Origin of the sequence: Delftia sp. Cs1-4 (assembly GCF_000214395.1) — a bacterium.
Taxonomy (GTDB): Bacteria; Pseudomonadota; Gammaproteobacteria; order Burkholderiales; family Burkholderiaceae_C; genus Comamonas; species Comamonas acidovorans.
Map to the genome: position 1 here is coordinate 672,501 of NC_015563.1, position 22,378 is coordinate 694,878.

General features: G+C 66.5%; 20 protein-coding genes and 2 rRNA genes (1 of these 22 running past the window's edge). 17 read left to right on the forward strand and 5 right to left on the reverse strand.

Features of this window, described 5'->3' with window-relative positions; all coding sequences use genetic code 11:
- The 12 genes from DELCS14_RS03020 to DELCS14_RS03075 form a co-directional block, all read left to right on the forward strand.
- Window positions 1-1,099 (forward strand): 23S ribosomal RNA (locus tag DELCS14_RS03020); it begins 1,777 nt to the left of the window's first position.
- A 124-nt stretch (window positions 1,100-1,223) separates the two neighbouring features.
- Window positions 1,224-1,336: ribosomal RNA gene (gene rrf / locus DELCS14_RS03025) — 5S ribosomal RNA — on the forward strand.
- Window positions 1,337-1,633: 297 nt separating this feature from the next.
- Complete coding sequence (locus DELCS14_RS03030; RefSeq protein ID WP_013800379.1) at window positions 1,634-2,035, forward strand: MerR family DNA-binding transcriptional regulator; 402 nt, start codon at window positions 1,634-1,636, stop codon at window positions 2,033-2,035.
- 36 nt (window positions 2,036-2,071) lie between these two features.
- Window positions 2,072-2,530: a PaaI family thioesterase gene (locus DELCS14_RS03035; RefSeq protein ID WP_013800380.1), complete on the forward strand. Its 459-nt coding sequence runs from the start codon at window positions 2,072-2,074 to the stop codon at window positions 2,528-2,530.
- 43 nt (window positions 2,531-2,573) lie between these two features.
- Window positions 2,574-3,761, forward strand: a complete 1,188-nt coding sequence (locus tag DELCS14_RS03040; protein WP_013800381.1) for an isovaleryl-CoA dehydrogenase — start codon at window positions 2,574-2,576, stop codon at window positions 3,759-3,761.
- A 55-nt stretch (window positions 3,762-3,816) separates the two neighbouring features.
- Window positions 3,817-4,479, forward strand: coding sequence for a carbonate dehydratase (can, locus tag DELCS14_RS03045; RefSeq protein WP_012207787.1), 663 nt, complete (start codon window positions 3,817-3,819; stop codon window positions 4,477-4,479).
- A gap of 33 nt (window positions 4,480-4,512) precedes the next feature.
- A complete protein-coding gene (gene aceK, locus DELCS14_RS03050) occupies window positions 4,513-6,300 on the forward strand; it encodes a bifunctional isocitrate dehydrogenase kinase/phosphatase (RefSeq protein WP_013800382.1) in 1,788 nt (595 codons plus the stop codon).
- Window positions 6,301-6,346: 46 nt separating this feature from the next.
- Window positions 6,347-7,534 (forward strand): acetyl-CoA C-acyltransferase, encoded by a 1,188-nt coding sequence (locus DELCS14_RS03055; RefSeq protein WP_013800383.1) that lies wholly within the window; start codon window positions 6,347-6,349, stop codon window positions 7,532-7,534.
- Between the two features lie 165 nt (window positions 7,535-7,699).
- Window positions 7,700-8,323, forward strand: coding sequence for a pyridoxamine 5'-phosphate oxidase family protein (locus tag DELCS14_RS03060; protein ID WP_013800384.1), 624 nt, complete (start codon window positions 7,700-7,702; stop codon window positions 8,321-8,323).
- A 28-nt stretch (window positions 8,324-8,351) separates the two neighbouring features.
- Window positions 8,352-9,014: an SDR family oxidoreductase gene (locus tag DELCS14_RS03065; RefSeq protein WP_013800385.1), complete on the forward strand. Its 663-nt coding sequence runs from the start codon at window positions 8,352-8,354 to the stop codon at window positions 9,012-9,014.
- 66 nt (window positions 9,015-9,080) lie between these two features.
- The gene (locus DELCS14_RS03070; RefSeq protein ID WP_012207782.1) at window positions 9,081-10,211 is read left to right on the forward strand and encodes an acyl-CoA dehydrogenase family protein; all 1,131 of its coding nucleotides are present in this window, start codon (window positions 9,081-9,083) and stop codon (window positions 10,209-10,211) included.
- Between the two features lie 142 nt (window positions 10,212-10,353).
- Window positions 10,354-11,145, forward strand: coding sequence for an alpha/beta hydrolase (locus DELCS14_RS03075; protein WP_013800386.1), 792 nt, complete (start codon window positions 10,354-10,356; stop codon window positions 11,143-11,145).
- Between the two features lie 21 nt (window positions 11,146-11,166).
- Here the strand turns inward: DELCS14_RS03075 and DELCS14_RS03080 are convergent, their stop codons facing one another.
- The gene (locus tag DELCS14_RS03080; RefSeq protein WP_012207780.1) at window positions 11,167-11,664 is read right to left on the reverse strand and encodes a YetF domain-containing protein; all 498 of its coding nucleotides are present in this window, start codon (window positions 11,662-11,664) and stop codon (window positions 11,167-11,169) included.
- A 166-nt stretch (window positions 11,665-11,830) separates the two neighbouring features.
- Between DELCS14_RS03080 and DELCS14_RS03085 the strand changes: the two genes are divergently transcribed.
- The gene (locus DELCS14_RS03085) at window positions 11,831-12,244 is read left to right on the forward strand and encodes a YchJ family metal-binding protein (protein WP_013800387.1); all 414 of its coding nucleotides are present in this window, start codon (window positions 11,831-11,833) and stop codon (window positions 12,242-12,244) included.
- Complete coding sequence (locus DELCS14_RS03090) at window positions 12,228-14,075, forward strand: hybrid sensor histidine kinase/response regulator (protein WP_013800388.1); 1,848 nt, start codon at window positions 12,228-12,230, stop codon at window positions 14,073-14,075. The genes DELCS14_RS03085 and DELCS14_RS03090 overlap by 17 nt, the downstream gene beginning before the upstream one ends.
- On the opposite strand, the gene DELCS14_RS03095 is transcribed toward DELCS14_RS03090, so the two are convergent.
- Window positions 14,045-14,782: a response regulator transcription factor gene (locus DELCS14_RS03095; protein WP_013800389.1), complete on the reverse strand. Its 738-nt coding sequence runs from the start codon at window positions 14,780-14,782 to the stop codon at window positions 14,045-14,047. The two genes, DELCS14_RS03090 and DELCS14_RS03095, sit on opposite strands and share 31 nt — an antisense overlap.
- Window positions 14,783-14,969: 187 nt before the next feature.
- On the opposite strand from DELCS14_RS03095, the gene DELCS14_RS03100 reads away from it, so the two are divergent.
- Complete coding sequence (locus DELCS14_RS03100; RefSeq protein ID WP_012207776.1) at window positions 14,970-16,022, forward strand: hypothetical protein; 1,053 nt, start codon at window positions 14,970-14,972, stop codon at window positions 16,020-16,022.
- 99 nt (window positions 16,023-16,121) lie between these two features.
- Window positions 16,122-16,820, forward strand: a complete 699-nt coding sequence (locus DELCS14_RS03105; protein WP_013800390.1) for an HAD family phosphatase — start codon at window positions 16,122-16,124, stop codon at window positions 16,818-16,820.
- Window positions 16,821-16,857: 37 nt separating this feature from the next.
- On the opposite strand, the gene DELCS14_RS03110 is transcribed toward DELCS14_RS03105, so the two are convergent.
- Complete coding sequence (locus DELCS14_RS03110; RefSeq protein ID WP_013800391.1) at window positions 16,858-17,523, reverse strand: glutathione S-transferase family protein; 666 nt, start codon at window positions 17,521-17,523, stop codon at window positions 16,858-16,860.
- Window positions 17,524-17,598: 75 nt separating this feature from the next.
- Entirely contained in the window at window positions 17,599-18,675 is a 1,077-nt protein-coding gene (locus DELCS14_RS03115) for an AraC family transcriptional regulator (protein ID WP_013800392.1), read from the reverse strand.
- Between the two features lie 136 nt (window positions 18,676-18,811).
- On the opposite strand from DELCS14_RS03115, the gene DELCS14_RS03120 reads away from it, so the two are divergent.
- Window positions 18,812-20,530 carry an AMP-binding protein gene (locus DELCS14_RS03120; RefSeq protein ID WP_013800393.1) on the forward strand — a complete coding sequence of 573 codons (1,719 nt, stop codon included), beginning with the start codon at window positions 18,812-18,814 and terminating at the stop codon, window positions 20,528-20,530.
- Window positions 20,531-20,574: 44 nt separating this feature from the next.
- On the opposite strand, the gene DELCS14_RS03125 is transcribed toward DELCS14_RS03120, so the two are convergent.
- Entirely contained in the window at window positions 20,575-22,308 is a 1,734-nt protein-coding gene (locus DELCS14_RS03125) for a Na+/H+ antiporter (protein ID WP_013800394.1), read from the reverse strand.
- Window positions 22,309-22,378 lie beyond the last annotated feature (70 nt).

The following is a 22,378-nucleotide window of genomic DNA, read 5'->3' on the forward strand; positions in this document are numbered from 1 at the left end:
TCTGCAAACACGAAAGTGGACGTATAGGGTGTGACGCCTGCCCGGTGCTGGAAGATTAAATGATGGGGTGCAAGCTCTTGATTGAAGTCCCAGTAAACGGCGGCCGTAACTATAACGGTCCTAAGGTAGCGAAATTCCTTGTCGGGTAAGTTCCGACCTGCACGAATGGCGTAACGATGGCCACACTGTCTCCTCCAGAGACTCAGCGAAGTTGAAATGTTTGTGATGATGCAATCTCCCCGCGGAAAGACGGAAAGACCCCATGAACCTTTACTGTAGCTTTGTATTGGATTTTGAACGGATCTGTGTAGGATAGGTGGGAGGCTTTGAAGTGAGGACGCTAGTTCTCATGGAGCCGACGTTGAAATACCACCCTGGTGCGTTTGAGGTTCTAACCCAGGTCCCTTATCGGGATCGGGGACAGTGCATGGTAGGCAGTTTGACTGGGGCGGTCTCCTCCCAAAGCGTAACGGAGGAGTTCGAAGGTACGCTAGTTACGGTCGGACATCGTGACGATAGTGCAATGGCATAAGCGTGCTTAACTGCGAGACTGACAAGTCGAGCAGATGCGAAAGCAGGACATAGTGATCCGGTGGTTCTGTATGGAAGGGCCATCGCTCAACGGATAAAAGGTACTCTGGGGATAACAGGCTGATACCGCCCAAGAGTTCATATCGACGGCGGTGTTTGGCACCTCGATGTCGGCTCATCTCATCCTGGGGCTGTAGTCGGTCCCAAGGGTATGGCTGTTCGCCATTTAAAGAGGTACGTGAGCTGGGTTTAAAACGTCGTGAGACAGTTTGGTCCCTATCTTCCGTGGGCGCTGCAGATTTGAGGAAGCCTGCTCCTAGTACGAGAGGACCGGAGTGGACACACCTCTGGTGTATCGGTTGTCACGCCAGTGGCATTGCCGAGTAGCTAAGTGTGGAAGAGATAACCGCTGAAAGCATCTAAGCGGGAAACTCGTTTCAAGATGAGATCTGCCGGGGCCTTGAGCCCCCTGAAGAGTCGTTCAAGACCAGGACGTTGATAGGCTGGGTGTGGAAGCGCAGTAATGCGTTAAGCTAACCAGTACTAATTGCTCGTGAGGCTTGACCCTATAACTTTGATGACGTGATCATCAAGGTGGTTATGCCAAGTAAGGCGCAGTCAAAATACAAAGCTGATTACAGACTCTATGAATTCGTTGTGTTGCTCCGTGAGCAGCATGACAACAAGTTATGCCTGATGACCATAGCAAGTTGGTACCACTCCTTCCCATCCCGAACAGGACAGTGAAACGACTTTGCGCCGATGATAGTGCGGGTTCCCGTGTGAAAGTAGGTCATCGTCAGGCTCTTACAGCCCAAGAAACCCCGTAGCCCAAAGCTACGGGGTTTTTTGCATTGGGCCGCAGGAAACGGGGAAACAGGCAGAACAGCCAAAACGGACAGCCAACCGAACATTCAAAACGGACATCCCAAAAAAAAGAGAGCGCTGACGCGCTCTCTTTTTATTCCTGCCGGGCTTCTTCGTCGCACCCGGATGCAACATCCGGCGCAGTTTCCTGTGGCCAATTCCGCTAGCATTGACGTTAACGTCAACGTCGCATTCCCATGGCCGCCGGCTGTGGATGCTGGCGGACTCTCCAGCCATGTCGACCACCTACACCATCAGCGATCTTGCCAAGGAGTTCGATCTCACGACCCGGGCCATCCGCTTCTATGAAGACATGGGCTTGCTTGAGCCCGAGCGCGCCGGGCCTGGCGGGCGCAATCGCGTCTACAGCGCGCGTGATCGCACGCGTCTTCGCCTGACCTTGCGGGCCAAGCGGCTGGGACTTTCTCTAAACGAAGCCAAGGAGATCATCGATCTCTACGACAGCCCCCGCGACACGGGCGTGCAACTGCGCAAATTCCTAGAAGTGCTGGCTGTGCATCGCCGCCAGCTCGAGGACCGCCTGGCCGATCTGCAGGCCAACCTGGCCGAGGTGCGAGAGCAGGAATCCGAGGCCCGCACTCTGTTGAAACACCTGGATGGGAAAAATGCTTCATAATTGACGTTTACGTAAACGTAATTTGTGAGGCTTGCCTTGACCGTGCCCCGCCTGGAACCTGCCAACAGCGACTTTGCCCGCCGTGTGCGAGACAGTTTTGCACGCCAGGGCGCGATGCACACCCTGGGCGCCGAGCTGTCCCTGCTGGAGCCCGGCGCCGTCGATGTCTGCCTGGCCTGGGCGCCCGGGCTGACGCAGCAGCATGGCTTTTTGCATGCCGGCATGGTTTCCACGGCGCTGGATTCCGCCTGCGGCTATGCAGGGCTGACCCTGATGCCGGCCGATGCTGCCGTGCTCACCATCGAATTCAAGATCAATCTGCTGGCCCCCGCCAAGGGCCAGCGCTTTCGCATGGAAGGCCGGGTGATCAAGCCGGGCCGCACGATCATCGTGACCGAAGGGCGCGCCTATGCCATCGACGAAGGCCGCGAAAAACTGATTGCCACCATGGGCTGCACGCTGATGTGCGTGCAGGGCCGCGATCTGGCCGACTGAGCCGGGCGGCGTTCTTTCACCAAATTTCCACAGGAGACACGAGATGAGCCTTTCCAACCTGCCGGGCCTGAACTTCCAACTGGGCGAGGACATCGACGCGCTGCGCGATGCCGTGCGCGAGTTCGCACAGGCCGAGATTGCACCGCGTGCCGGCGAGATCGACCGCGACGACCAGTTCCCCATGGACCTGTGGCGCAAGTTTGGCGATCTTGGCGTGCTGGGCATTACCGTGTCAGAGCAGTACGGCGGCGCCGACATGGGCTACCTGGCCCACATGGTGGCGATGGAGGAGATCTCGCGTGCCAGTGCCTCGGTGGGCCTGTCCTATGGCGCGCACAGTAATCTTTGCGTGAACCAGATCAACCGCAACGGCAACGAGGCGCAAAAGGCCAAGTACCTGCCCAAGCTGATCAGCGGCGAGCATGTGGGCGCGCTGGCCATGAGCGAGCCCGGTGCCGGCTCGGACGTGATCAGCATGAAGCTCAAGGCCGAGGACAAGGGCGGCTACTTCCTGCTCAACGGCACCAAGATGTGGATCACCAATGGTCCCGATGCCGACACCCTGGTGGTCTACGCCAAGACCGAGCCCGAGCTGAACGCCCGCGGCGTGACTGCCTTCCTGATCGAGAAGGGCATGAAGGGCTTTTCGATTGCCCAGAAGCTGGACAAGCTGGGCATGCGTGGCAGCCACACGGGCGAGCTGGTGTTCGAGAACGTCGAGGTGCCGGCCGAGAACGTGCTGGGCGGCCTGAACAACGGCGCCAAGGTGCTGATGAGCGGCCTGGACTACGAGCGTGCCGTGCTGACCGGCGGGCCGCTGGGCATCATGCAGTCGGTGATGGACAACGTCGTGCCCTACATCCATGACCGCAAGCAGTTCGGCCAGAGCATTGGCGAGTTCCAGCTCATCCAGGGCAAGGTGGCGGACATGTACACCGTGCTGCAAGCGGGTCGCTCATTTGCCTATACGGTCGCCAAAAACCTCGATCTGCTGGGAACGGAGCATGTTCGCCAGGTTCGCAAGGACTGTGCCAGCGTCATTTTGTGGTGCGCCGAGAAGGCGACATGGATGGCCGGCGAAGGCGTTCAAATCTATGGAGGTAATGGGTATATCAACGAATACCCACTGGGTCGCCTCTGGCGGGATGCGAAACTCTACGAGATCGGCGCCGGCACCAGCGAGATCCGTCGCATGCTGATCGGCCGCGAGCTGTTCGCAGAGACCTGCTGATCCCGCACCTGCCTGCCGCGCCGTTCTTGAGTTTGACCCAACAAAAGGATTGCTTATGAGCACAACCTCCATCGAAGAACTGTTTGTCCATAACCGCGAATGGGCCCAGCAGATGGAGCGTGACCGGCCCGGTTTCTTCACCGGGCTGTTGTCGCAGCAAAAACCCCGCTACATGTGGATCGGCTGTTCCGACAGCCGCGTCCCTGCGAACCAGATCACGGGCCTGGAGCCCGGCGAGGTGTTCGTGCACCGCAACGTGGCCAACGTGGTCGTGCCCAGCGACCTGAACTGCCTGTCCACCATCCAGTACGCGGTGGACCAGCTCAAGGTCGAGCACCTGATGGTCGTGGGCCACTATGGCTGCGGCGGTGTGCTGGCGGCACTGGAGGATGTGCGCGTGGGCCTGGCCGACAACTGGATCCGCCATGTGAAGGATGTGCGCGACAAGCACCAGGCGCTGCTGGCCAGCCTGTCTCCGCAATGGCGCCACGATGCGCTGTGCGAACTCAATGCCATCGAGCAGGTCATCAATGTGGCGCAGAGCACGGTGATGCAGGATGCCTGGGCGCGCGGCCAGAAGGTCACGCTGCACGGCTGGTGCTATGGCCTCAAGGACGGCCTGATCACCAATCTGCAGATGACCGTGCCCGGTGTCGGCGGCATCGCCAACATCCATGCCGAGGCTGTCGAGCTGGTCGCCAGCCGCCAGCGCGACTGAGCGGCCATGGCAGGCGGGACCCCGGGAGACTTCATGCCGATGCCTGCCCAGGACACCCTGCTTGCCCATGACATCGCGCGGGCGATGATGGATGGCTTCAATCGCCATTACCGCCTGTTCCGCGCCGAATCCGCCCGCGCCAAGCACCGCTTCGAAACCGCCGACTGGCTGGGCCAGCAGCGTGCCCAGCGCGAGCGCATCGAGTTCTACGACCTGCGTGTGCGCGAATGCGTGCGCCGGCTTGAAAAGGAATTTGCGGCCGGCGCCCAGCCCATGCCGGTCTGGCAGCAGATCAAGCGCCACTACATCGGGCTCATGGTCAACCACCTGCAGCCGGAGCTGGCCGAGACCTTCTTCAACTCGGTCACCACCAAGATCCTGCACCGCACGCATTTCCACAACGATTTCATCTTCGTGCGGCCCGCCGTCAGCACGGAATACATAGAGAACCAGGAGCCGGCTGCGCGCCCGGCCTACCTGGCCTTCTACCCCACGCGCGAGACGCTGCCGCAGACGCTGCGCGAAGTCGTGGAGCAATTCGCGCTGCAGCGCCCCTTCGAGGACCTGGAGCGCGACATCGCCCGCCTGGCCGAGCGCCTGGAGCCGCAGCTGCAGGCCATGCGCCTGTACGCCAACTTCCAGATCCAGGTGCTGTCCAGCCTGTTTTTCCGCAACAAGGGCGCCTACATCGTCGGCAAGATCATCAACGGCTTTGCCGAGCTGTCCTGGGCCGTGCCCATCCTGCACGGCGACAACGGCCGGCTGGTGCTGCATGCGGCCCTTTTCGGCGAGAAGGACTTCCACGGCCTGTTCAGCTTTGCGCGCGCCTACTTCATGGTCGATACCGACGTGCCCAGCGCCTACGTGCAGTTCCTGCGCAGCCTGATGCCGCGCAAGCCGCGCGCCGAGCTGTACAACGCCCTGGGCCTGGCCAAGCAGGGCAAGACGCTGTTCTACCGCGACTTCCTGCACCACCTGCGGCATTCGCGCGACCAGTTCCGCATCGCGCCCGGCATCAAGGGCATGGTCATGCTGGTGTTCGATCTGCCCAGCTTTCCCTATGTGTTCAAGCTCATCAAGGACCGCTTCGCCGCGCCCAAGGAGATCACGCGCGAACAGGTCAAGGCCAAGTACCGCCTGGTCAAGCAGCACGACCGCGTGGGGCGCATGGCCGACACGCTGGAGTACAGCCTGGTCGCCTTCCCGCGCGAGCGCTTTTCGGATGCGCTGATCGCCGAGATCCTGGAGCATGCGCCCAGCCAGGTCGAGATCAGCGACCGCGACGGCGATGGCCGGCAGGAGGTCATCATCTCCCACCTCTACATAGAGCGGCGCATGGTGCCGCTGAACATGCTGCTGCAGGAGTGCTTCGATGACGGGCTGGACCTGCCGGCACCGCGGCAGCGCCTGGAGAGCGCCGTGATCGAGTACGGCAATGCCATCAAGGACCTGGTCGCGGCCAACATCTTTCCGGGCGACATGCTGTGGAAGAACTTCGGCATCACGCGCGGCGGCAAGGTGGTGTTCTACGACTACGACGAGATCGAATACCTGACCGACTGCCACTTCCGCCAGGTGCCCGCGCCGCGCAACGAGGAGGACGAGCTCAGCGGCGAGGTCTGGTACCCCGTGGGCCCGCGCGATGTGTTCCCGGAAACCTTCGCTCCCTTTCTGCTGGGCAACCCGGCCGTGCGCGAAGTCTTCATGCGCCACCATGCCGACCTGCTCGACCCCGCCTTCTGGCAGGCGCACCAGCAGCGCATCCGCGAAGGCCATGTCCACGATGTCTTCCCCTACGAGCGCAGCCGCTGGCTGGCCTGACCCGTTTTCCCTTTCTTTCACCATCACGACAACCCAGGAGACAAGCATGCAAGACCCCATCGTCATCGTCGGCGCAGCCCGCACCCCCATGGGCGCCTTCCAGGGCGACTTCGCCGACCTCGCGGCCCATGATCTGGGCGGCGCTGCCATCAAGGCGGCCGTGCAGCGCGCGGGCGTGGCGCCCGAGAAAGTGGACGAAGTGCTGTTCGGCAACTGCCTGATGGCGGGCCAGGGCCAGGCGCCCGCCCGCCAGGCCGGCTTCAAGGGCGGCCTGCCGCGCAGCACGGGCGCCGTGACCCTGTCCAAGATGTGTGGTGCCGGCATGGAGGCCACCATCCTGGCGCACGACCAGCTGGTCGCAGGCAGCCGCGATGTCGTGGTCTCCGGCGGCATGGAAAGCATGACCAATGCACCCTACCTGCTCAAGAAGGGCCGTGGCGGCTACCGCATGGGTCACGACAAGGTCTATGACCACATGATGCTCGACGGCCTGGAGGACGCCTACGAGCCTGGCCGCTCCATGGGCACTTTTGGCGAGGACTGCGCCGCCAAATACCACTTCACGCGTGAGCAGCAGGACGCCTACGCCATCGAAAGCGTCAAGCGCGCCCAGGCGGCCACTGAAAGCGGCGCCTTCGCCGCCGAGATCACGCCCGTCACCGTCTCCACGCGCAAGGGCGACGTCACGGTCAGCATCGACGAAGGCCCGGCCAAGGCCAAGCTGGACAAGATTTCCAGCCTCAAGCCCGCCTTCAAGAAGGACGGCACGATCACGGCCGCATCGAGCTCCAGCATCAACGACGGCGCCGCCGCCCTGGTGCTGATGCGCGAATCCACGGCCAAGGAACTGGGCTGCAAGCCGCTGGCGCGCATCGTTGCCCATGCCACGCATGCCCAGGAGCCCGAATGGTTCACCACGGCCCCCGTGGGCGCCACGCAGAAGGCCCTCAAGAAGGCCGGCTGGACGGCGGCGGACGTGGACCTGTGGGAAGTCAACGAAGCCTTTGCCGTCGTGCCCATGGCCCTGATGGCCGAGCTGGGCGTGCCGCGCGACAAGGTCAACGTCAACGGCGGCGCCTGTGCGCTGGGCCACCCCATTGGCGCCAGCGGTGCGCGCATCCTGGTCACGCTGCTGCACGCCCTGCAGGCGCGCGGCGGCAAGCGCGGCCTGGCCACGCTGTGCATAGGCGGCGGCGAGGGAACAGCCATGGCGATAGAAATGGTCACCCCCTGAGGCGCTGCGCGCCCTCCCCCTGAAAGGGGGACGACACCCTCGGTGCGGGGCGGCCCTTCCTCGGTGTCTCTGATTTGCATTGCGCCAGTTTTATGGGCAGCGCCACAGACGTCCAGAGAGCTAGACTTGGATCGGCCGATCCGCTATTACTTTGACCTCTCGACCATGATTACCAGCGAAGAACAGTTGCGCAGCCTGTATGCCATGCCGGCCGAAAGGGCCTTGCTCAAGCAGCAGGTGGACCTGGACCGGCACTGCCTGCGCTTCATCGCGCTGTCGCCGCTGTGCATCGTGGCCACGGGGGGCGGGGCGGGCGCGATGATGGATGCCTCGCCGCGCGGCGGCAAGCCGGGCTTCATCAAGGCGCCCGACAACCAGACGCTGCTGATTCCCGATTCGGGCGGCAACAACCGCCTGGACAGCTTCAGCAACCTGATCGCCGATCCGCGCATCGGCCTGCTGTTCATGGTGCCGGGTTTCGACGAGACCCTGCGCGTCAACGGCGTGGCCAAGCTGCGCGACGAGGCCCATTACACGGCGCTGTTCGCCAGCGAAGGCTTCCGGCCCAAGATCGTTCTGGAGATCCAGGTGCACGAGGCCTATCTGCACTGTGCCAAGGCCCTGATGCGCGCCCGGCTCTGGAAGCCAGAGTCCCAGGTGTCGCGCAACGTCATGCCCTCGGTGAACCAGATGGTCCACCAGCAGATCGGCCTGCCTGCGCCCACCGAGACGCAGGAGGCCATGGTCGAGCGCTACGAAAAGCAGATCGCGGACGAGCAGGGCCGCTGACCGCATTCCATTTGAAAGGTCGAAAGACATGGCAGTCACTCTGGTGTTGGGAGCCTCGCGCGGGCTTGGTTTTGCCTTGGTAGAGGCCTATGCGGCCCAGGGCCGCAGCGTGGTCGCCACAGTGCGCAGCGAGGCCGACCGCGAGCGCGTCGAGGCCACGGGCGCCAAGGTGCTGCTGGTGGATGTGGCCGACCCGGCCAGCGTCAGCGGCCTGGCCTGGCAGCTCGACGGCGAGAAGATCGAGCTGGCGCTGTACGTGGCCGGCGTGTGGGATGCCCACAGCTCGGCCACGCCGCCCACGCGCGAGCAGTTCGACCGCGTCATGCACACCAATGTGCTGGGCGCCATGCAGGTGCTGCCCCAGGTGGCGCCGCTGGTCGAGGCGGCGGGTGGCGTGTTCGGCCTGTTCTCCAGCCAGATGTCGCTGCTGGCCGACGCCGAATCCGACGCCTGGCTCTACCGCGTCAGCAAGGCTGCGCTCAACATGGTCGTGGCCAGCGCACAGCCGCAATGGCCGGGCGCCACCGTGGTCGCGCTGGACCCGGGCTGGGTGCAGACCGACATGGGTGGCGCGGCTGCTACCTTCACCGTCGAGCAAAGCGTGCAGGGCCTGGTGCGCACGCTGGCCGGCGTCACGCCGGCCGACCGGGGCCGCATGCTGCGGCATGACGGGCAGCGCATCGCCTGGTAGATCCGACGGCAGATCCGGCCAGCGCAACGGACAACGAACAACGAAACAAGAATCAGGAGACAAGACATGCTGCTCAACGCAGACCAGGAAATGATCCGTGATGCGGTGCGCGACTTCGTGCGCACCGAAATCACGCCCCATGCCGCACGCTGGGACAAGGAACACCACTTTCCCAAGAACGTGCACCAGGGCCTGGCGGCGCTGGGCGCCTACGGCATCTGCGTGCCCGAGGAATACGGCGGCGCCGGCCTTGACTACCTGAGCCTGGCCCTGGTGCTGGAGGAAATCGCAGCCGGCGACGGCGGCACCAGCACGGTGATCAGCGTCACCAACTGCCCCGTCAACGCCATCCTCATGCGCTACGGCAGCGAGGCGCAAAAGCAGCAATGGCTGGCGCCGCTGGCGCGCGGCGAGATGCTGGGCGCCTTCTGCCTGACCGAGCCGCATGTGGGCTCGGACGCCTCGGCGCTGCGCACCACGGCCACGCGCGACGGCAGCGACTACGTGATCAACGGCGTCAAGCAATTCATCACCAGCGGCAAGAACGGCGACGTGGCCATCGTCATCGCCGTCACCGACAAGGCGGCGGGCAAGCGCGGCATGAGCGCCTTCATCGTTCCGACCTCCGCACCCGGCTACCAGGTGCTGCGGCTGGAGGACAAGCTGGGCCAGCACAGTTCGGACACGGCCCAGATCCAGTTCGAGGGCTGCCGCATCCCCGCCGCCAACCTCATCGGCGCCGAGGGCGAGGGCTACAGGATTGCGCTGTCAGCGCTGGAAGGCGGGCGCATCGGCATTGCCGCGCAAAGCGTGGGCATGGCGCGTGCGGCCTTCGATTGCGCGCTGCAGTACTCCAAGGAGCGCGAGAGCTTCGGCCAGCCCATCTTCAACCACCAGGCCGTGGGCTTTCGCCTGGCCGACTGCGCCACGCAGATCGAGGCCGCGCGCCAGCTGATCTGGCATGCGGCCAGCCTGCGCGATGCCGGCCTGCCCTGCCTCAAGGAAGCGGCCATGGCCAAGCTGTTCGCCAGCGAAATGGCCGAGCGCGTGTGCAGCGCCGCCATCCAGACCCTGGGCGGCTATGGCGTGGTCAGCGACTTCCCCGTGGAACGCATCTACCGCGACGTGCGCGTCTGCCAGATCTACGAGGGCACGAGCGACGTGCAGAAAATTCTCATCCAGCGCGCCCTGGCCTGAGGCCAATCCCCCACGCTGCGGGTCGGGCCGGATGGCCCTGACACCCGCAGGGCTTAGCATGGAGCATCGCCGGCACGGCGCCCGAGAGAGGCGGGCGGCCGTTTCCGGCAGGTTTGTGACCACCTTCGCAGGAGATCCCGACATGCCCATCGCTTCCGTCAACGGCCAGAACCTGTACTACGAGGACACGGGCGGTAGAGGCCCGGTCCTGGTGTTTTCGCACGGGCTGCTCATGGACCACACCATGTTCGCTCCCCAGGTCCAGGCACTGCAAGGGCGCTTTCGCTGCATCAGCTGGGACGAGCGCGGCCATGGCCAGACGGCAGACCCCGAGCAGTGCGCACCCTTCGACTACTACGACTCGGCCGACGACCTGGCCGCCCTGCTTGAGCACCTGGGCGTGGAGCGCGCGGTGCTGGTGGGCATGTCGCAGGGCGGCTATCTGTCGCTGCGCTGCGCGCTCATCCACCCCGAGATCGTGCGCGCGCTGGTGCTGATCGACACCCAGGCCATGCTGGAAGACCCCGAGCAGATGCCCCACCACGAAGCCTTGCTGCGCGCCTGGATGGAGCATGGCCTCAGCGACGACATGGCGACCACGGTGGAGCGCACCATCCTGGGCCAGGGCTGGAGCGGCGCGGCGGCCTGGCGTGCCAAATGGAAGAAGGCCACGCCCATCAACCTGGGGCAGAGCTTTCTGGCGCTGGCCCAGCGCGATGACATCAGCCCACGCCTGCCCGACATCCATGTGCCGGCCCTGGTCATCCATGGCACGGACGACACCGCCATCGCGCCCGACCGTGCACGCGCCATGGCCAAGGCCTTGCCCAGGGCGCAGTGGGTGGAGGTGCCGGGTGCCGGCCATGCGGCCAACCTCACGCATCCGCAGCCCGTGAACCTGGCCATCGAGCGCTTCCTGGAGCAGCTCGACTGACAGGGCCTGCCGGGCAGGGGGTCAGACCGGCGGATCGCCGTCGTTCTCGCTGTCGCGGCGGCGCAGGACGACGGTGATGCTGCCGTCGGTCTCCAGCGTGGCGCGTTCCACCTCGCGCAGGTGCAGGCAGCCGCCCGCGCGCAGCGCGGCCTCGATATCGTCGCGCGTGATGCGTTCCTCGCGCATCAGGTCCTTGTTCAGGTGTCCGTCCCTGATCAGGGCCTTGGCCTTGCCGTCGATGAGCCGCTCCAGCGCGGGAAAGCGAAAGGTCAGCCAGGACAGCAGCAGATGGCACAGGATCAGCGTGGAGGCCGAGACCATGCCGCCGATCAGCGAGTTGTCCCCGGCATTCATGGAGTTCTGCACCGCATTCGACAGGATGAGCAGCAGCACCAGGTCGAACGGCGCGTACTGCCCCGTCTGGCGCCGCCCGGTCAGGCGCAGGAATACCAGCAAAAACAGGTACACGGCCACGCCGCGCACCACGAACTCCCACCACGGGACCGACATTGAAAACATGGGCTCTCCTTACAGGCCCGAGGGCCCGCGGTCAGTATCATGGCCCGCCTGTCCTCCATCAAGAACCCGGTCGCAGCAAGGCGGCCGTGACTGACATGCATTCCTGCTCCCGCGACGTCCTCCCCCAAGTTCCGCAAGTTCCCCAAGTTCCGCAGGGCCAGCCGCTATGAGCGCTGCCGCCACCTCCCCGGCCTGTCCCTGCGGTCTTCAGGATGCCAAGGGCCGTCCCCTGGCCTTCGATGCCTGCTGCGGCCGCTATCTGGACCATTTCGACGACTGCCCTGCGCCCGACGCCCAGGCGTTGATGCGCTCGCGCTACAGCGCCTTCGTGCGCGAGGACGCCGCCTATCTGCTGGCCACCTGGCACGCCAGCCAGCGGCCCGCCACGCTCGACTTCGAGCCTTCGGCACGCTGGCTGGGGCTGGCGGTCAAGGACTTCCGAAGCACCGGCGAGGACAGCGCCGAGGTGGAATTCGTCGCGCGCTACCGCGTGGGCGGCCGCGCCGTGCGCCTGCATGAGCGCAGCCGTTTCATGCGCGAAGCCGGGCGCTGGCTCTACGTGGATGGCGACCAGTTCTGAACACGGCGGCGGCCCTGCCGAGCCGCTGTGGAAACTGCAGCAGCGCCAGCGGCTGCTGCTGTCCATCGCATCGCGGGGCTCGTCCGAGGCGGCGGCCCTCATCATCCCCGGCATCGTGGTCTGGCTGCAGCGGCACGAAACGGGCGCCTTCCAGGCGCCGCTGCTGCTGTGGTGGCTGGGCATGGCGGTCATGGCCTGCGTCTTTGTCGGGTTGCGGCGCCAGTTGCGTCGGGACCTGGGTGCTGCCGTGCCATCGGCCGAGTTGCCGGCGCGGCTGCAGCGCTGGGAGCGCGTGATGGGCCGCATGGCCCTGCTCAACGCCGGTTCCTGGGCGCTGGCGATACCGCTGACCCATGGCAGCGGCCATGAATTCCGGCTTTTCATCTACCTGGTGCTGTGCGGCGTCGTGGCCTCGGCCGCCACCTTCCTGGCGCCGGCGGCTGCCGTGTTCAAGCGCTTCTTCGGCGTGCTGTACGGCGCCATGTTGCTGGCCGTGGTCTGGTACTTCCCGAACAGGGGCCTGTACCTGCTGCCGCTGCTCATGCTGTATGGCGCCACCATCGCGCGCCATGCCTGGGGGGCGCGCCAGCTCATGCTGCAGCAATGGGCGCAGGAGCGTGACCGCCAGCTGCTGGCCGAGCGCTACCTGGCCGCCAAGGAGCAGGCCGAACAGGCGCTGGAGGCCAAGAGCCGCTTCCTGTCGGCCGCCAGCCATGACCTGCGCCAGCCGCTGCATGCCCTGGGCCTGCTGGTGGAAACCGCCCGCCAGCGCAATGCCGACGGCGCGCTGGCAGGCGTGCTTGACGATGCCCAGGCCTGCGCCCAGTCGCTGGGCACCATGTGCAACGACCTGCTGGACCTGTCGCGGCTGGAGAACGGCACCTGGGAGCTGCGCGCCCAGGTGATGGACCTGCGCATTCTGCTGGGCGATGCCACGCGCCTGTTCGCGGCCGAGGCGCGCCAGCGCGGGCTGGTGCTGCGCTGGCGCGTGGCGCGCGGCATGGACAGCCTGGTGCGTGCCGACGAGGCCCTGCTGCGCCAGATGGTGTTCAACCTGCTGCACAACGCCCTGCGCTACACCCAGCGCGGCGGGGTGCTGCTGGCCGCCCGCGTGCACGGCGGGGGCTGGCGCATCGAGGTCTGGGACACGGGCCTGGGCATTGCGGCCGAAGACCGGCCCCATGTCTTCGCACCGCACTTTCGCGCGCGCTCAGGCCAGGCGGCCCGGCGCGCGGCCCAGCCTGCGGCCGGCCCCCTGCCCGGCGTGAGCAGCCAGGGCCTGGGCCTGGCCGTCGTGGCCGCAGCCGCGCGGCGCATGGGCGTGGAGCACGGCCTGCTGTCCACGCCAGGGCGGGGGTCCTGCTTCTGGCTGCAATTGCCGTCCAGCCTGAATGTGCAGGCGGCCTTGCCGCAGTCCGAGGGACCGCAGGCACAGGCGCAGGCCCGGCCGCCCCTGCTCCAGGGCCGGTGCTGGGTGGTCGATGACGATGCGCAGGTGGCGCGGGCCCTGGCCGGCCTGCTGCGCGATTGGGGGCTGCAGGTGGATGTGGCTGCCACGGGCCGCGAGGTGGTTGACTGGCTGGCGGCGGGACAGCATCCCGATTTCGTGCTGTGCGACCACCATCTGGCCCGGGGCGAGAACGGCTTTGCGCTGCTGCAGAACGTGCTGGCGCAAGCGCCGCAGGCGGCGGGCGCCCTGCTCAGCGGCGAGCCGTCACCGGCGCTGGAGCAGGAGGCGCAGGAACTGGGCTATCTGCTGCTGCGCAAGCCCGTGGACCCGCTGGCGCTGCTGGCCCTGCTTCAGCGCAGGCTGGCCGTGGCCGGCGCCTGAACCGTATCGGTCGGCGGGACGGAGGGCGGCAGCTCCAGCGCAATGCCCTGCATGCGCGTGATGGCGTCGATGCGGCTGTGCACGCCCAGGCGCTGCAGGGCGCCGGCCACATGCTCCTTGACCGTGTGCGGCGACAGATGCAGCAACTGCGCAATGCTGGGATTGGGCAGGCCGCGCAGCACCAGATCCAGCACCTGGGCCTGGCGCGGGGTGAGGCCCAGCTCGGCCGCCGTCATGCGGATGGCATGGGCGCCGCCGGGCGCCTGTGGCGCCAGCGGGGCGGCGGGGAACCAGGTCTCGCCGCGCAGCAGGGCCGCCACGGCCTGCTGCAGCACCTGCGGCGGCTGCGACTTGAGCACAAAGCCATGGGCCCCGGCCGCGCGTGCCTTCAGGGCAATCGCGCCATGCGTGTCGCCGCTGGTCATGAGCACGCGGCAGGCGGGCGCCAGCGTGCGGATTTCGCGCACCACGTCCGTTCCCGCACTTGCACCCAGCCAGAAATCCACGATGGCCAGATGCGGCGATCCCCTGCCGGCCATGCACTGCAGGCCTTCACCCGCATCGGCCACGGCATGGACTTCGGACAGGCCGAATTGTTTCAGGAATTCGGACACGCCCATGGCCGTCAGCGGGTGGTCGTCGATCACCAGGGCATAGCGCCCCGATTGGAGACAGGAGGAATCGGTCAGGAGGGGATGGCTGTGCATGGTCCGCGCAAAGGCATGTCGAAAGGGCTGGAGCGCCAGGGCGCGCCCGGATACACCTTGCGCACATCGTAACGATTACCCCCCGGCCGGGGGGTGACCGGATGTCGGCCAACTCCCCAAAATCGCCGCCGATGCCCTGAGATTCCGCATGGAACGGGCACGTATTCAACGAGAAGGGGAGATAGTCATGAAGATGGTACAGCTCACGCGCCGCAGTGCGGCATTGATGCTTCTGGGAACCCTGGCCGCCTGTGGCGGTGGTGGTGGTGGTGGATTGGGAGAACCGGGCGGCGGAGATCCCGGCAATGGCGGAAATCCTGGCAACCCCGGCACGCCCGGCAACCCCGGCGGCGGCACAACGACCCCGGTGACCGGCCAGTACCGCATGGAGACGGCTGCCGAAAACTTCGACGCGGCCCTGTCCGCCATGAACACGCTGGGGGCGCAAGGCTATGCCTTCACCTACAGCCTCGCCTCGGGCGGCACGACCTTTCCCGTTCCCATCGGTGACTTCTACGTTACCGACACGGCCCACACCGGCACGCGCCTGGACTACCGCATGGTGGCCGACGTGGCGGGCGTCTCGGCCCTGGTGGCCCAGCTCAATGCGCAGGGTGCGCAGGGCTACCTGTACAAGTCGGGCATGGCGTTTCCCAGCAGCACGCAGGACCTGCGCAACCTCTATGTGCGCAGCAGCAGCGCCGCCGCCACCTACAGCTACGAGACGCGCCCCGCCGTGGGTGCGCTGGACACGTCCGGCTTCACGCAGCAACTGGCCGAGATGAGCGGCCGGGGTTTCCGCTACACGGGCCCGCTGATCTCGGGCGACGAGATGTTCAACCTCTACGTCAAGGACTCCAAGGCACCGGCCTTCGAGTACGCGGTGTTCGCCCTGGCCGCGCCCTTCGGCATGGCCAACGGCACGGCGCTGAAGCAGCGCCTGGACGAGATGGGTGCCAAGGGCCATCTGCTGCGCGGCGCCCTGGTGCTGCGCGGCAATACCGAAGGCGTGCAGCTGTACGAAAAGAGCGGCGACCAGCAGGGCGCCATCGAGTACCGCCTCGAATCCGTGTCCAACAACGCCAGCCTCGCGCAGCGCCTGGAGCAGTTCAACCGCAACGCGGCCGAAGGCTTTTTCGCCTTCGGCGATGTGGTCACCGACGATGGCCAGTTCCATTCCATCTCGGTGCGCAACGTCAAGCGCATGGTCCATCCGCTGGCCGGTGCCTCCTTCCCCTGAGCAGGGCACAGGCATGCGCGGCCGGCGCATAATCCGGCCATTTTCCGCAGCAAGGGCGCCCCAGGGCGCCCTTGCTCAGTTTGTTTCGAGAATCCATCCATGACTGCTTTCGAGGCCGTGCTCTTCGACTGTGACGGCGTGCTCGTCGACAGTGAATCCATCACCAACCGCGTGCTGTGCACCATGCTCAATGAATCGGGCTGGCCCATCAGCACCGAGGAATGCCTGCGCGAATTCATCGGCAAGACCGTGCGCAGCCAGGCCGCGCTGATTGAGGCGCGCACCGGCAAGCCGCTGACCGACGCATGGATGGCCGCCTTCTACGAGCGCCGCAACGCCGCGCTGCGCGCCGAGCTGGTGGCCATTGACGGCGCGCTGTCCGCCGTCAGCGAATCCCATGCGCTGTGCGCTGGCCGCATCGCCTGCGCCTCGGGCGCGGACCGCGCCAAGGTGGAGATGCAGCTGGCCCAGGTCGGCATGGCCCCGTATTTCGAGGGCCGCGTCTTCAGCGGCCATGAGCTGCCGCGCAGCAAGCCCTTTCCCGATGTGTACCTGGCCGCCGCCGCCGCCCTGGGCGTGGAGCCGGCGCGCTGCCTGGTCATCGAGGACACGGTGACCGGCGTCACCGCCGGCGTGGCCGCAGGCGCCACGGTCTGGGGCTACTTCCCGGCCGACCAGGGCCACGCATCGGCCGAGCAACTGCTCGAGGCCGGCGCCAGCTGCGTGTTCGGCGACATGGGCGAGCTGCCGGCCATGCTGCGCGCCATCGGGCAGGCCAGCGCCAGCGCCAGCGCTTGAGCTTGGGCTTGGGCTTGGGCTTGGGCTTGAGCCGGCCCTAGCGCAGCCGCGGCGAAGGCGTCTCGTCCACGGCCTGCGCACGCGCGGCCTGCTGCTCGGCCTGCAGCGCCCGCTGGAAGGCGGGCCGCTGCTGCAGGCGCTGCCAGTAGGCCTGGGTGGCAGGCCCCCATTGCGGCTCCATCTCCAGGTGCGCCGACAGCATCAGCGCATAGCCCACAGCCACGTCGGCAGCGGTGAAGCGGTCTGCCGTGAGCCAGTCGCGCTGTTCCACGGCCTGCTCCACGGCGCGCAGCCGCGCGAGGAACCAGCGCTGGTAGTCCTGGGCCACCTGGGGCTGGCGCCGTTCGGCCGGCTCGAAGTGCGCATAGCGCAGCACCAGGGTCTGCGGGAAGGTCAGCGTGGCATCGCTCATGTGCAGCCAGTTGAGGTAGGCGGCAAAGCCCGCCTCCTGCGGCTGCACGGACAGGCCCGCCCCGGGGTGCAGGGCGGCCAGGTATTCGCAGATGGCGGCTGACTCGGTCAGCCTGGCCTCGCCGTGGCGCAGCAGCGGCACCGTGCCCAGCGGGTTGAGCTCCAGGTAGCTGCGCTGCAGCACGCGCGGCGGAAACGGCAGCATGTGCAGCGTGTAGGGAAGCTGCAATTCTTCGAGCATCCACAGCGCGCGGAAGGAGCGCGCGCTGACGCAGTGGTGGAGATGGTGCATGCGCAAAGCCTAGGCCAGATGCGCGGACGGCGGCTGTCGCGCAGGATGCAAATCGCGCCAGGATGCGCGCGGCCCTCACTCGGGCCGGGCTCGCGCGCTCTTGCGGAATTCGGAAGGCGACAGCCCCGTCCACAGCCGGAAGGCGCGGATGAAGCTCTTGTCGTTGAGAAAGCCGCAGGACTGGGCGATGCGCTTGATGGGCCGGCTGGTGCGCAGCAGCAGGGCCACGGCACGCTCGCGCCGCACCTCGTCCTTGAGCGCCTGCAGCGAGGCGCCTTCTTCCTTGAGCTGGCGATGCAGGCTGCGCTGGGACAGGTGCAGCTGGCGCGCCAGCGTGTCGGCCGTCTGCAGGCATTCGGCGTCGGCCGCCAGCAGCTGGCGCACGCGCTGCACCAGCTGGCGCTCGCGCCGGTAGGGGCGCACCTGCAGCGGCAGGGCGCGCTGCAGCATGCGCTGCAGCGCAGGCTCGTCGCGCGTCAGCGGCATATCCAGAAAACGCGCGTCGAACTGGAGGCAGGCCCGGGCCGCGCCAAACTCCACCTCGCCCGGCGGGAACAGCAGCGCATACACGCCCGCATGCGGCGGGGGATCGAAGGGAAAGCAGGCGCGCCGCAGCGGCAGCGGCTCATCGATGAACCAGCTGGCCAGGCCGTGGATATTGCGCAGCACCGACAGCAGGCAGAACTCGCGCATGGCGCCCAGCGCGGACAGCTCCTCGATGGCCAGCGTGGCCAAGCCGTCTTCCTGCGTCAGCGTGAGCCGGATGTCATCGGCCAGCAGGCCATGGTGGCGGCACCAGCGCGCCAGCGCCAGGCCCAGCTGCTCGCTGCCCATGCTGGCGCGTGCCAGCATGCCGTAGCTGCCCCAGGGCAGGCGCCGGGAGAACCAGCCCAGGGCCTCGTCGTCGAGTTCGCGCATGGCGGCATCGGACAGTGCCTCCATCTGCAGCGCCGTGATGCACTCGTTGCGCTCTTTGACGGAGTCTGGCGCGATTTGTGCCTTCTCCAGGGCGGACAGGGCGCTGATGCCCCGGCGTTCGTAGGCCAGCATAATGGCCTGCACAAAGGCCATGGGCGTGACTGCAGGGTGTGCGGAGGCCATGGTGGCGGCCGCCTGGGGCAGGGGGGTCTTGACCAGCGAGGGGGTGAACATGCTGGCAATTATTGCAACCTTCGTGGCCTGTTCTGCTCGGGGTTGGCCCTTATGCTGCCACGCAATAGCTGCCGTGACGGGGCAGGCCACTGCATTTGCCCGTCCCAGGCGCCGCCGACGACACAGGAGACAACGCATGCCCGCCCAGAACGCCCCGCTCGCTTCCAGCCATGCCCAAGGCCGCACCGATGTGCCGCTGATCGAGCAGACCATCGGCGATTTCTTTGCCGACATGGCGGCCCGCCAGCCAGATCGCGAGGCCCTGGTCAGCCGCCACCAGGGCCTGCGCTACAGCTATGCCGGCCTGCACACCGAGGCGCGCCGCCTGGCCAGCGCGCTGCTGGGCCTGGGGCTGGACAAGGGCGACCGCGTCGGCATCTGGTCGCACAACAACGCCGAATGGGTGTTGATGCAGCTGGCCACGGCCCAGGTCGGCCTGGTGCTGGTCAACATCAACCCGGCCTACCGCACCTCCGAGGTGGAGTACGCGCTCAACAAGGTCGGCTGCAAGGCGCTGGTGACCATGGCGCAGTTCAAGACCAGCGACTACCTGGGCATGCTGCGCGAACTGGCCCCCGAGCTGGCCACGGCCGAGCCCGGCCGCCTGCATTGCGCGCGCCTGCCCCAGCTGCGCAGCGTGGTCTGGATCGACGTGGCAGGGCAGGGCGAAGAGCAGCCCGGCATGCTGCGCTTTTCCAGCCTGCTGGCCCGCGGTGATGCGCAGGATGCGCGCATCGACACCGTGGCCGCCACGCTCAAGAACACCGACCCCATCAACATCCAGTTCACCAGCGGCACGACGGGCTTTCCCAAGGGCGCCACGCTGACCCACCGCAACATCCTGAACAACGGCTTTTTCATCGGCGAGTGCATGCGGCTGACGCCCGAGGACCGGCTGTGCATTCCCGTGCCGCTGTACCACTGCTTCGGCATGGTGCTGGGCAATCTGGCCTGTTTCACGCATGGCTCGGCCATCGTCTACCCGAATGACGGATTCGATCCGCTGCTGGTGCTGGAGACCGTGCAGGCCGAGCGCTGCACGGGCCTGCACGGCGTGCCCACGATGTTCATCGCCGAGCTGGACCACCCGCGCTTCAAGGAGTTCGACCTGAGCACGCTGCGCACCGGCATCATGGCCGGCTCGCCCTGCCCCATCGAGGTGATGAAGCGCGTGGTCAGCGACATGCACCTGTCCGAGATCACCATCGCCTACGGCATGACCGAGACCAGCCCTGTCAGCTGCCAGAGCGATGCCGACACGCCGCTTCAGCGCCGCGTGTCCACCGTGGGCAAGGTGCAGCCGCACCTGGAGGTGAAGATCGTCGACCCGGCTACGGGCGAGGTGGTGGCGCCCGGCGTCTCGGGCGAGCTGTGCACGCGCGGCTACTCGGTCATGCACGGCTACTGGGGGGACGAGGCCCGCACGCGCGAGGCCATCGACGACGAGGCCTGGATGCACACGGGCGACCTGGCCACCATGGATGAGCAGGGCTACGTGAACATCGTCGGCCGCATCAAGGACATGGTGATCCGCGGCGGCGAGAACATCTACCCGCGCGAGATCGAGGAATTCCTCTACCGCCACCCGCAGGTGCAGGACGTGCAGGTCGTCGGCGTGCCCGACGCGCGCTACGGCGAGGAGCTGTGCGCCTGGATCATCGTCAAGCCCGGCCAGGCGCTGACCGAAGACGGCGTGCGCGACTTCTGCAAGGGCCAGATCGCCCACTACAAGGTGCCGCGCTACATCCGCTTCGTCGAGGCCTTCCCGATGACGGTGACCGGCAAGATCCAGAAGTTCAAGATCCGCGACGAGATGATCGCCATGCTGGATCTTCGCCCGGCCAGGACCGCCTGAGGGCTGCTTTCATGCGCTGCCGCCAGCTGTCCACCGCGTGCCGCCTAGTGCGTGCCGCCCTCGGGCGCGGCCACGGCCGAGGCGGCAGCGCGGCGCGCCACCACCAGGCGCTTGCGCAGCGAGATCTCCTGCATGTCCAGCTCGCTGACCAGGCGGCGCAGCGACTCGTCGTTGATGCGGTGGGCCTGGCGCTCGGCGTAGAGCGCGTCGCGCTCCTGGTGGATGCAGCGCAGGCGCAGCTCGATCTCCAGCAGGTAGCGCAGCTTGCGCTGGCGCACGACTTCGGGCGCCTCGCGCTGGATCTCGATGCTGGAGGCCGTGCCGCTGCCGTCGTCCAGCAGCTGGACGCGGTTGCGGTACTCCTGCGTCAGGTGGCCCATGACCTCCTGGTGCATGGCCACCCATTCGGGCGTGTGGCCCTGGATCTCTTCCTCGCTCAGCGTCAGCCCGCCAATGGCGGACTGGCAGGCGGCCACGCGCGCCAGGCGCTCCTCGCGCACCGTGGGCGATTCGCCGGGCTGGGGCATGCGGCGCAGGATCAGCGGCAGCGCGATGCTGCCCAGCACCAGGGTGAACAAGATGGTGCCGGTGGCCAGGAAGATCAGCATCTCGCGGCCCGGAAAGGGCTGGCCGTTGTTCAGCAGCATGGGCACGGACAGCGCGCCGGCCAGCGTCACGGCGCCGCGTATGCCGGCCATGGTGGTGGCCAGGTTCAGCAGGTGGGAAGGGCGCTCGGCCATCTTTCCCTGGAAGTGGGCGCGAGCCAGGCTGCGCTGCACGCCCAGGGTCAGCCAGATCCAGCGCATCAGCAGCAGCGCGCTGGAGATGATCACCACATAGCCCACCAGCACCCACCATTCGCTGCCCGCATCGTGCAGCGTCACGCCGATGATGGAGGGCAGCTGCAGGCCCAGCAGCAGGAAGATGGCGCCGTTGAACGAGGCTTCCACCATGCTCCAGGTGCCCTCGGTCTGCAGCCGCTCGCTGATGTAGCTGCTGCGCTCCAGGTCGGCGAAGTTGGTGGCAATGCCCGCGGCCACGGCCGACAGGATGCCCGACACGCCGATCTTTTCGCCCACGATGTAGGCGGCGAAGGGCAGCAGGATCAGCAGCAGCACCATCTGCGTGGCCGCCACGTCGCCCAGGCGGCGCGTGATGGTGCTGCGCGCATAGGAAAAGCCCCAGCCGATCAGCGTGCCCACGCCCAGGCCGCCCAGGGCCATCCACATGAATTCCTTGGCCACCTCGGTCCACGAGAACAGGCCGGTCAGCGTGGCGGCAATGGCGAACTTCAGCGCCACCAGGCCCGAGGCATCGTTGAGCAGGGACTCGCCTTCGAGGATGTGCATGGTCTTCTCGGGCATGCCCAGGTTGCGCGTGATGGCCGAGACGGCCACGGCATCGGTGGGCGAGACCACGGCGGCCAGCGCGAAGGCCACGGTCAGCGGCATGCCGGGCACCAGCCAGTGGATCAGCCAGCCCAGCCCCACCACCGTGAACAGCACCAGGCCCAGCGCCAGGCGCAGGATGGGGCGGTACAGCGAAAAGAACTCGCGCTTGGGGATGCGCCAGCCGTCGGCGAACAGCAGCGGCGGGATGAACAGCAGCAGGAACAGCTCGGGATCGAAGGCGATGTGCAGGCCCTTTTGCGGCCAGGCGATCAGCGCTCCCAGGGCGATCTGTATCAGCGGCAGCGGGATGGCGCGCACATAGCGCGCGGCAATGCCGGTCAGTGCCCCCAGCAGCAAAACGAGCAAGACGATTTCAACGGTGTGCATACGGCATTTTCCCCAGCCCGGGCCGCCGTTCTTTGCAGCACATTCGAAAAAACCAAGCGCCCGCATCGGG